Raw genomic sequence first — 10491 nt, 5'->3', positions numbered from 1 at the left:
CCTCGTCCCTCGACTGCACGCAGACGACGGCCGGGGCCCGCCCCCACCGGCCTGTTCCCACCCACTCACGGGAGGGGGCGGACCGCAGGACGGAGTCCGGAGGGCCGGTCCCGCAGCCGAACAGCCAGCGCAGCGGCAACCAGCCCGCCGCGTGGGGGTACCTCCCACGCCCTTCAGGCAGTGGGGGAGCAACGGCGAGTGGCCCGTGCGGCGGGACGGCCGACAATGTCGGGGGCGCCGCAAAGCGCAACGACGAGTAGCCCCACGGCGGAAAGCCGACAACGTGCGGCGGCGCCGCAAAGCGCAACGGCGACAAACCACCACGGCGGGAAAGCCGACAACGTGGGGGGAAAAGCAAAGCGCAGCGGCTACGCGTCGAGGCCAATCGCAAAGGCGGCCTCAAGGTCGTGCTGCGAGTAAGTGCGGAACGCGATGTGCGTCTCCGTGGAGGCGACGCCGGGGACCTTGCTGATGCGGCCGGGGATGACGTCCGCGAGGTCGTCATGCGCGGCGACCCGCACCATCGCGATCAGATCGTGGGCGCCGGTGACCGAGTAGACCTCGCTGACGCCGTCCAGGGCGGCGATCTTCTCAGCGATCTCGGGGATCTGGTCCACGCTGGTCTTGATGAGCACGATCGACGTGATCACGGCTGGCTCTCTCCCTCGGTCGCCCGGTCGTTCCGCCTGGTGGCCCCCACACTATCCCTCCTGTAGCGGGCCCAGGCGTACAGGAAGCCGAGCGCGAACCCGATGACGTGGGCGAGGTAGGCGACCCCGGGACCGCGCGGGTCGTGCTGCGCGGCCTGCCACTGCAGGAAGAACCAGAACAGCAGCACCATCCAGGCGGGAAAGCGCAGCGGCAGGAAGAACAGGAACGGGAAGACGCTGGTCACCCGGGCTGTGGGGAAGAGATAGAGGAAGGCCCCCAGTACCCCGGAGATCGAGCCGGAGGCGCCCACCAGCGTCTGGTCCGAGGAGGCGTGGGCGGCCGCGTAGCCGAGCAGCGCCAGGTAGCCGATGATGAGGTAGAAGGCAGCGAACGGCAGCCGGCCCATGCGTGCCTCGGCCATCCCGCCGAAGACGTACAGAAAGAGCATGTTGCCGAGCAGGTGCAGCCAGCTGCCGTGCACGAACAATGCGGTGAGCGGCGTGATCAGGGCCCGTACCGAGCCGCTCCACAGATCCAGCGGGATCACGCCCCACCGCTCGAAATACGTGGTCTGGGCCTTCAGCAGGGCGTCACCGGTGCCGTATATCCGGTTCAGGCCGGATGCCGGGCCGATCACGAAGACCGCGCAGCACAGGCCGATCAGCACATTCGTCAGCCGTGAGAACACCGCGGTCAGGGACCGGGTGGCATGCGGCGGACGGGGGAGGAGACCGGACGAGCGGGGTGAGCGGGGAGAGGGGGCCGGCGCCGTCATGAAGTGATCATTGCTCAATGGGGGCAATCGGGACAGAGCGCCTCGCCGCATCCCGGCAGCCGGGCGGGGCCCGCACCGGCCCCCCGTCAGGCCGTAGGGTTACAGGCAGTACTTTGCGTACTTCCGCAGTCCGACGGCGCACCGCGTGAACGGCGCAGCAGCACGAGATCGACGAGCACGAAAGAGGACGACAGGATGTCTGTTCCCCTGCCGACGGCCGGAACCCGGTGGCGCTGCACGCTGTGCGGCAACCTCACCCGTTTCGACGTGACCCGCCGGGCCAAGGTGGTGGAGTACGTCCATCTGGACCTGGCCGGCGAGCCGAAGGTGGAGGAGCGCGAGGTGCTCAGTGAGAGCATCGAGTCCGTGCGCTGCCGCTGGTGCAACGCGGTCGACCAGATCGAGCTGGTGGACCGTCCGGGCGCGAACGCCTGAGATCGGAGCGAGGCAGCCGTGGTGGAGCGTCCACAAGGGGAGCCGGGGGCACAGCGTGACGACGTACCCGAGGGTACGGCGGACGAGGTGCTCGACCGACCGCTGCCCGAGGGCGTACGGCGCCGTGTCGTGGCGCTCACCGCGGAGTCCTTCGGCGCCCTGACGGTCGCCGAACTGCCGCCCCCGCTGCGGCAGTACGCCCGTTTCACCCCGAGTCGCCGGGCCAAATTCGCCGGAAATGCGATGGCTTCCGCCTTGGAGAGCGACGCGGTCTTCCGGCAGCGGATCGCCGGCAAGTTGCGCGAGGCACAGCCGGAGCTCGCCGCGGCGCTGGAGCACGGCAATCCGCCGGCGGCCGCCGAGCCGCTCGATGTCGCGGCGGCCGCCTACGTGCTGCGCCCCGAGGGCTGGGTCAAGCTCGTCGCGGCGGCCGGCGAGGAGGCCCAGCGGGCGCGCGCCGAGCGGGCCGGCGAGGAGGCCGAGCGGGAACTGGCCCGGCTGCGCGAGGAGCTGGCGCAGGCGCGCGGCGACGCCCGTACGGAGGCCGACCGGATCCGGGTCGACCTGGACACCCTCCGCAAGGAGAACGAGTCGCTGCGGCGCAAGCTGCGCAGCGCGCTGAGCGACGTCAAGCGCGGTGAGGCCGCGGTGCGCAAGGTCGACGCCGCCCTCGCGGAGACCCGGGACCGGGCGGCGACCGAAAAGACCGCCGCGGACAGTGAGGTGCGCCGGCTCAAGGCCCGGATCGCCGAGGCCGAGACGGCGCTGGAGACCAGCCGGCGGGCCGCCCGCGAGGGTCGCAGCGTCGAGGACATGCGGGTGCGGCTGCTGCTCGACACGGTGCTGGACGCGGCCCAGGGGCTGCGCCGCGAGCTGGCGCTGCCACCCGCCGACGTCCATCCCGCGGACACCGTCGAGGCGGTCGCGCCGGGCCGGATGACGCCCAAGGACATCGCCACCCGGGCGCTGTCGGAGATGGACCCGGCGCTGCTCGACCAGCTTCTGGCGCTGCCGCAGGCGCATTTGGTGGTGGATGGCTACAACGTCACCAAAACCGGCTATCCGACCATGCCGCTCGACAAGCAGCGGCTGCGGCTGCTGGGCGGTCTCGCGGTGCTGGCGGCGCAGACCGGCGCGGAGATGACGTGCGTCTTCGACGGGGCGGAGCTGGCGGCGCCGGTGCTGCTCGCGCCGCCGCGCGGCGTACGGGTCCTTTTCAGCAAACCGGGCGTAACGGCCGATGAGTTGATTCGTCAGCTGGTTCGGGCCGAACCGCCCGGCCGTCCCGTCGTCGTGGTCTCCACGGACCGGGAAGTGGCCGACGGGGTGGCGAAGGCCGGGGCGCGGCCGGTGGCATCGGCCTTGCTGCTCAAGCGACTTGCCCGGACCTGACGCACGCCGCGCCCGCGGGGCCGGACCGCGTCCACCGTCTGTTCTCCGTACCTGAGCGTCAGTTGGCGCTCACTGCCTGTGTGACGTTGGTAAAGGATGGGACTGGTGGCGCAGAAATTTCCCCTGAGGATTTGAAGCGATCACAGCTCGGTTACTAAGGTCAGGCCCGAACCTTCATGCAGATGATTATCCAACCGGGATGAACAGTGAAGGTACCGCCGAGTCCGCGGCGTTCACGCGGAGCCGGGGCCTCCCCCCCCACTTCCCGGTAGGCGGCTGGAGGAAGAAGGAGCTCGCCCCCGTGGCGTCCCACCGTCGACCCAAGCAGCCGAGCCGTACCCGCGTGACCGTGCTCACCGCCACCGCCGCCGCGGCGGTCGCCCTCTCGTCCCAGGCCGCCCAGGCCGACCCTCACCAGTCGAAGAAGGACGTCAAGTCCGAGGTCGACAAGCTGTACAACGAGGCCGAGCAGGCCACCGAGAAGTACGACGGGGTCAAGGAGCAGCAGGACAAGCTCCAGAAGGAGGTCGACGACCTCCAGGACAAGGTCGCCCGCGGCCAGGGTGAGCTCAACCAACTGCGCAAGGGTCTCGGTGCGGTCGCCTCCGGCCAGTACCGCAGCGGCAGCATCGACCCCTCGGTGCAGCTGTTCCTCTCCGGTGACCCGGACACCTACCTCGAAAAGGCCGCCACGCTCGACCAGTTGAGCGGCAAGCAGGCCGAGCAGCTGAAGACCATCGCGGACAAGCAGCGCCGGCTCGCCCAGGAGCGCGCCGAGGCCGCGGGCAAGATCAAGGACCTCACCGACACCCGTAAGGCGCTCGGTGACAAGAAGGACGAGATCAAGGGCAAGCTCGCCAAGGCGCAGCAGCTGCTCAACAAGATGACCGCCAAGGAGCGGGCGGCCATGCAGGCCGAGGAGAACCGCGCCAACCGCAGCAACGACCGGGTCAACCTCGGTAGCGACGTCCCGGCGTCGCAGCGCGGTGCGGCCGCCCTGGAGGCCGCGAAGTCGAAAATAGGTTCGCCCTACGTCTGGGGCGCCACCGGCCCGTCGTCCTTCGACTGCTCCGGTCTGACCTCCTGGGCCTACCAGCAGGCCGGCCAGTCGCTGCCGCGCACCTCGCAGCAGCAGGCCAACGCCGGTACCCGGATCGCCTCGCAGAGCGACCTCAAGCCGGGCGATCTGGTGCTCTTCTACAGCGACCTGCACCACATCGGCCTCTACGCGGGCAACGGCATCGTGCTGCACGCGCCGAAGCCGGGCGCTTCCGTGCGCTACGAGCCGATGAGCAACATGGAGTTCGCGTTCGGCGTGCGGGTCTGACAAGCCTCACAACACTCTCAACCTGCCGCCCGAACGGGCGAATTGCGGCCGAGGCCGCTGACCTGCCGCCCCGCCGGTGACCTGCACAGTCACCGGCGGGGCGGCTTTTTGCGGGCGAAATGCGGTCTTTGGTCGGTGTGGACCGGCGCCGCTACTGTCTGCCCGCGCAGCATCCGGTCACCGACGCCCTCCCGGGCGGCAGGGGCTGCAGGGAAGGAGTGCGGCTCTCGTGGTGTCCCACCGCCGTACCTCGCAGCACGGCCAGAGCACCCTCGCCGGGGTCACCGTTGTGTCGGCCGCCCTGGCGACCGCGGCCGCCGGACTGTCGGCGCCGCCGGCGTCCGCCGATCCGGCCGGCCGCGCGACCGGCCGGGAAGCGGCGACCGCCCGGGTCGACAGCCTCTACGCGCAGGCGGAGCGGGCCACCGAGAAGTACGACGGTGCCCAGGCACGGACCAAGGAACTGCGCGGCCAGGTGGCGGCCCTCCAGGACCGCACCGCCCGCGCCCAGGAACGGGTCAACCGGATGCGCGGCCGGCTGGGCGCGCTGGCCGCCGCCCAGTACCGGTCCGGCGGCATGGACCCCACCGTCCAGCTGATGCTCACCGAACGGCCGGACAGCTTCCTGGAGAAGGCCTCCGCGCTGGACCGGCTCGGCGTCAGCCAGGCCGGCGAGCTGCGCAGGCTCCGGGCGGCACAGCGCTTCCTGGAGCAGCAGCGCCGGGAGACCGCGGCGAAACTGGCGCAGCTGGAGGCCAGCCGCAAGGCCGTCGCCCGCCACAAGCGGGACGTCCAGCGCAGGCTGGCCACCGCGCGGCGGCTGCTGAACGCGCTCCCCAAGGACGCCAGGAAGGCCTTCGAACGGGCCACCAGGAGCGACGGGCGCCACGAGGCGGTCCCGGACCTGCACGGAGCCGTCCCGGCCTCCGGGCGGGCCGCGGCGGCCGTCGCCGCGGTGCGCGCCGCGGTCGGTTCGCCGTACGCCTGGGGGCGCAGCGGCCCCTCGGCCTTCGACTGCTCCGGGCTCACCCAATGGGCCTACGGCCGGGCCGGTGTCTCCATCCCGCGGACCTCGCAGGCCCAGCGCGGCGCCGGCCGGCAGGTGCCGCTCAGCCAGGCGCAACCCGGTGACCTGGTCATCTACCGCTCGGACGCCAGCCACGTCGGGATGTACGTCGGCAACGGGCAGGTCGTCCACGCGCCCTATCCCGGCGCACGGGTGCGCTACGACCCGGTCGGGATGATGCCGATCTCGGCCGTCACCAGGCCCTGAGGCAACGCCCAGCGTTTTTGCCGCGGCCGGGCCCGACCTACGATCGTCCGCATGTCACAGCAGTGGGCGGCCGGTCGGCTGTCGCGGGCCGGAGCGGTGGGTGCTGCCGCCCTGGCCCTCGTGCTGCTCGCCCCGCTGGCCGGCTGCGCGCCCACGGCCTCCACACCGGCCCGCTTCCCGGACGTCCAGCGGATGCTCGACACCCGTGCGCAGGCCGTACGGAAGCGGGACGCGGCGGGTTTCCTCGCCTCCGTCGACCCGCGGGCCACCGGCTACCGCGACCGGCAGCGCGCGATGTTCGCCCACCTCGCGGGCGTACCGCTGGCCGACTGGCGCTACGACCTCGACTCGACCGGTGCCTTCCCGCTCCCGACCGGCACCGCCGGCACCCGGCTGGCCGCCAAGGTGCGGCTGCGCTACCGGCTCAAGGGCTACGACACCGCGCCGGTGCACGCCGTCCAGTACCTCACCCTGACCGAGCGCGACGGCCGCTGGCTGATCTCCTCCGACACCGACGGCGCCGAGGACGGCCACAGCGGCACCCGGCAGCTGTGGGACCAGGGCCCGGTGCGGCTGGTGCGCGGCCGGCACAGCCTGGTCCTCGGCAGCCCCGCCCATCCGGGGCGGCTGAAGGACCTGGCGCGCCGGGTGGACCGGGCGGTGCCCGCGGTCTCCTCGGCCTGGAAGGGGAAGTGGGCGCAGAAGGTCGTGGTGGAGGCGCCGGACTCGGTCGAGCGGATGGCGCAGCTGATGGGCAGCGATGATCCGTCCGGCTTCGTCGGGATCGCGGCGGTCACCACCGGGGAGGCGGGCGTCGAGGCGGCCGCGCCCGCGGACCGCGTGATCATCAACCCGGACGCCTACGAGGAGCTCAACGACCTGGGCCGCAAGGTGGTGCTCACCCACGAGACCACCCATGTCGCCACCCGCGCGGCCACCACCCCGGCCACCCCGCTGTGGCTCTCCGAGGGCTTCGCCGACTGGGTCGCCTACCGCGGCCTCCATCGCAAGGCCGTCACCACCGCCCCCGAACTCACCCGCGCGGTCGCCGGCGGCAAGCTCCCCGCCCGACTGCCGACCGATGACGACTTCGGCTTCCGGGCCGGCGCCGACCGGCTGGCGAAGGCGTACGAGGGCAGCTGGCTGGCCTGCCGGATGATCGCCGAGAAGTGGGGCGAGGTCAAGCTGATCGCCTTCTACAAAGCGGCCGGCAAGAGCGCGATCCGGGTCGCGTCGGGGAGCACGGGGGCGCCGATGGAGGCGGCCACGGCGGCGCCCGCGGGCTCCCGGCCGGCCCGGTCGGCCGCCGGCGCCGGACACCGGCCACCCTCCCGCGCCGACCGGACGGACCGCGCCATGCGTACCCAACTGGGCATCGGCATGGCGGAGTTCACCCGGCGGTGGCGCGCTTACGTACGGCAGCAGCTGCGGCGGTGAGGCGGCGACCGGGGGCAACCGGGCGGCGGGCCGCTACCGGGGTGCCGGCGGTGCCGGTGTCCGCGGTGGTGCGGCAGCGGCGGTGAGCCCGGGCGCGGCGGCGGTCGTCCCGTCCGCCGGCTTGCGGGCGCCCACGACGGCCGCGGCGTCCCTGGGCCCGTCGTCCGCGCGCCCGCCGTCCCTGGTCGAGATCCACAGCCGGCGGCAGGCGAGCAGGGACGCGGCGACCAGCAGCCCGTTGCGGACGATCAGCAGGGCGACGCCCTTCGGATCGCTCGCCACGACATCGGCGAACCGGACGGGGAACTCCAGCAGGGTGACCCCGGTGGCGAGCAGCACCAGCACCGCCGGCAGCGTCTGCCGGCAGGCGCGTACGGTCACACACACCGCGGCGAGGCCCACCAGCCAGAGCATGTACTGCGGGCTGATCACCCGGCTGGTGGTCGTGAACAGCAGGGTGGCGGTGAAAGCGGCCTCGCACAGCGTCCCGGGGCCCAGCTGCCGGGCCCGCACCCGCCACAGGAACAGCCAGCCCACGGCCGCCAGGCTCAGCGTGAGCGCCACGGTCCCGGCGACGGGGACACCCGGCCCGAGGAACTCCAGCGAGCCGTAGTTCAGCAGCACCTGCCCCTGCCACCCGAACTGGCGGGCGATGTGGAAGACCAGGGCACCGAGCGACTCGACCTCCGTACCGCGGTCGCGCTGGAAGGTGAGGAAGGCCAGCGCGCCCGGTGCGGCGGCGACGAAGAACAGGGTCAGACCGGCGGCGGTCCCGGCCGCGCTCCACCACAGGGCACGGGCCCGCCGGCCGCGCGCCGCCGCCCCGGTCAGCAGCAGCGCCGGCCAGACCTTCAGCAGCGCGCCGAAGGCGATCAGCGCGCCCGCCACCCGCGGCCGGCGGACGACCGCGAACAGCGCGGCGACGGCGACCGCGGTGACCATCAGGTCATAGCGGGCGTAGGCGGTCGGGCCCAGCAGCGCCACGCCCGCGATCCACACCCAGGCCCCGGCCGGGCGGTGGCCGGGCCGCCGGCCGGCCCGCAGGAAGAGCGCGAGCACCGCCGCGTCCGTGAGCAGGATCAGGGTGAAGAAGGCCGGAGCGTAGTCCAGGAACGGCAGCAGAGCGGGGGACAGGATCGCGAGGGCGGCGGCCGGCGGATACTGCCAGGTCACATCGGCCAGCGGGAAGGTGCCGGTCTTCAGGACGTCGAACCAGCCCTGGTAGATCACCGAGACATCGGTGGTGACATCCGGCCCCGGCAGGACCAGCACCCGCAGGACGCACAGCAGCACCACGGCCCGGGTCACGGCCCATGCCGCCACCGGGAGCCACACCCCGCGCGGCGCGCTGATCCTGCTCATCGTCACCTCTTCGCTGCTCGTCCGGGCCCGCCCGGCACCGCGGGCGGCTCCGGGGGCACGGCGCCCTGGCTGCCGTTGCCCGCCCGAGCAGTCTGCCTGATGCCTGGTGGTGGCCGGTCACGACCGTAGGGAAGAGGGAGTGGCGTACCGGACGGCCGCCGTCCGGCGGCGGCCCGGTACTGTCGGGCCCTGGGGCATGTCCGCAACGTCCCGTCGTCCGCCCGAAGTGCGGGCCAGGCGGGACTTCGCGCACCCGCCCTCACCGCCGAGACCGCCCGTCCGGACCGACCGCCGAGAGACCACCGTGCAGAAAACCTTGATCGTCACGAACGACTTCCCGCCCCGGCCCGGCGGCATCCAGGCCTTTCTGCACAGCATGGCGCTGCGGCTGGACGCCTCCCAGGTCGTCGTCTACGCCTCGACCTGGAAGCGCGGCGCGGAGGGCCTCGCGGCCACCGCGGCCTTCGACGCCGAGCAGCCGTTCCCCGTGATCCGGGACCGTACGACGATGCTGCTGCCCACCCCGAGGGTGACCCGGCGGGCCACCGGGCTGCTGCACGAACACGGCTGCTCGTCGGTGTGGTTCGGCGCGGCCGCGCCGCTCGGGCTGATGGCGCCCGCGCTGCGCGCGGCCGGCGCCCGCCGCATCGTGGCGACCACCCACGGCCACGAGGCGGGCTGGGCGCAGCTGCCGGCCGCCCGGCAGCTGTTGCGCCGGATCGGCGCGGGCACCGACACCCTCACCTACCTCGGCGAGTACACCCGCAGCCGGATCGCCGGTGCGCTCGCCCCCGCGGACGCCGCGCGGATGGTCCAACTCCCGCCCGGCGTCGACGAGAAGACCTTCCACCCCGACTCGGGCGGCGACGAGGTACGGGCCCGGCTCGGCCTCGCCGGCCGGCCGGTGGTGGTGTGTGTCTCCCGGCTCGTCCCGCGCAAGGGCCAGGACACCTTGATCGAGGCGATGCCGGCCGTGCTGTCCGCGGTGCCCGACGCCGTCCTGCTGATCGTCGGCGGCGGCCCGTACGAGAAGGACCTGCACGCGCTGGCGGCGGCCAAGGGCGTCGGGCACGCGGTGCGCTTCACCGGTGCGGTCCCGTGGGAGGAGCTGCCGGCGCATTACGGCGCGGGCGACGTCTTCGCGATGCCGTGCCGCACCCGCCGGGGCGGGCTCGACGTCGAGGGCCTGGGCATCGTCTACCTGGAGGCCTCCGCCACCGGGCTCCCGGTGATCGCGGGGGACTCCGGAGGGGCACCGGACGCGGTCCTGGACGGCGAAACGGGCTGGGTGGTCCCGGGCGGCGCCCCCACCCCCACCGCCGACCGCATCATCACCCTCCTCCGGGACCCCGCCCTGCGCCGCACCATGGGCGAACGGGGCCGCGCCTGGGTGGAGGAGAAGTGGCGCTGGGACTTGCTGGCGGAGAGCTTGAAACACTTGCTGTGACGCTGCGCTTTGGTTTTGCTTCCCACGTTTTTGGCTTTCCCGCCGCGGGTGTTGCTCGTCGTTCGTCGCCCGCTTCGCGGTGCGCGCGCCGTGGCGCCTGCGGCGGGCGGTGCCGCTGCGCGGGGCTGTTGGGTGCGGTGACGGGCCTCCGGGGCCTGTTGTGTGGACTGCTTCGCTTTACGTCCACACAACAGGCCCCTCCGGCCCGCCCCCTCCCGTGAGTGGAGTGAGTGACGGTGGGGGTGAACGTGGCTGGTCGAGTGCGCCTAGCCGCCTTGGGGTCGTACCGAAACGGCCATCCGTGGCCCGCCCCCACCCACCGTCACTCACTCCACTCACGGGAGGGGGCGGGCCGGAGGGGCCTGTTGTGTGGACGTAAAGCGAAGCAGTCC

9 protein-coding genes are annotated in these 10491 nt (G+C 72.8%); 6 read left to right on the top strand and 3 right to left on the bottom strand.

Features of this window, described 5'->3' with window-relative positions:
• Positions 1-368 precede the first annotated feature (368 nt).
• Entirely contained in the window at positions 369-650 is a 282-nt protein-coding gene (locus tag EST92_RS28295; protein ID WP_006606094.1) for an Lrp/AsnC ligand binding domain-containing protein, read from the bottom strand.
• Complete coding sequence (locus EST92_RS28290; RefSeq protein WP_129283571.1) at positions 647-1327, bottom strand: rhomboid family intramembrane serine protease; 681 nt, start codon at positions 1325-1327, stop codon at positions 647-649. The genes EST92_RS28295 and EST92_RS28290 overlap by 4 nt, the downstream gene beginning before the upstream one ends.
• Positions 1328-1621: 294 nt before the next feature.
• Here EST92_RS28290 and EST92_RS28285 point away from each other — a divergent pair, with 294 nt between their 5' ends.
• The 5 genes from EST92_RS28285 to EST92_RS28265 all read left to right on the top strand — a co-directional run bounded on the left by EST92_RS28285 (position 1622) and on the right by EST92_RS28265 (position 7290).
• Positions 1622-1861: a hypothetical protein gene (locus tag EST92_RS28285; RefSeq protein WP_129249534.1), complete on the top strand. Its 240-nt coding sequence runs from the start codon at positions 1622-1624 to the stop codon at positions 1859-1861.
• A gap of 18 nt (positions 1862-1879) precedes the next feature.
• Positions 1880-3253 (top strand): NYN domain-containing protein, encoded by a 1374-nt coding sequence (locus tag EST92_RS28280; protein ID WP_129283570.1) that lies wholly within the window; start codon positions 1880-1882, stop codon positions 3251-3253.
• Between the two features lie 301 nt (positions 3254-3554).
• Entirely contained in the window at positions 3555-4580 is a 1026-nt protein-coding gene (locus EST92_RS28275) for a C40 family peptidase (protein ID WP_129283569.1), read from the top strand.
• 229 nt (positions 4581-4809) lie between these two features.
• Entirely contained in the window at positions 4810-5853 is a 1044-nt protein-coding gene (locus EST92_RS28270; RefSeq protein WP_129283568.1) for a C40 family peptidase, read from the top strand.
• Between the two features lie 51 nt (positions 5854-5904).
• Positions 5905-7290: a hypothetical protein gene (locus EST92_RS28265; protein ID WP_129283567.1), complete on the top strand. Its 1386-nt coding sequence runs from the start codon at positions 5905-5907 to the stop codon at positions 7288-7290.
• A 33-nt stretch (positions 7291-7323) separates the two neighbouring features.
• On the opposite strand, the gene EST92_RS28260 is transcribed toward EST92_RS28265, so the two are convergent.
• The gene (locus EST92_RS28260) at positions 7324-8652 is read right to left on the bottom strand and encodes a glycosyltransferase family 87 protein (RefSeq protein ID WP_129283566.1); all 1329 of its coding nucleotides are present in this window, start codon (positions 8650-8652) and stop codon (positions 7324-7326) included.
• Between the two features lie 304 nt (positions 8653-8956).
• Here EST92_RS28260 and EST92_RS28255 point away from each other — a divergent pair, with 304 nt between their 5' ends.
• Positions 8957-10099, top strand: coding sequence for a glycosyltransferase family 4 protein (locus EST92_RS28255; RefSeq protein WP_129283565.1), 1143 nt, complete (start codon positions 8957-8959; stop codon positions 10097-10099).
• Positions 10100-10491: the final 392 nt, after the last annotated feature.

It is taken from the genome of Streptomyces sp. TM32 (genome assembly GCF_004122755.1).
Taxonomy (GTDB): Bacteria; Actinomycetota; Actinomycetes; order Streptomycetales; family Streptomycetaceae; genus Streptomyces; species Streptomyces sioyaensis.
Note: the sequence above shows the minus strand (reverse complement) of the source record. Positions and strands in the feature narration are given on the sequence as shown.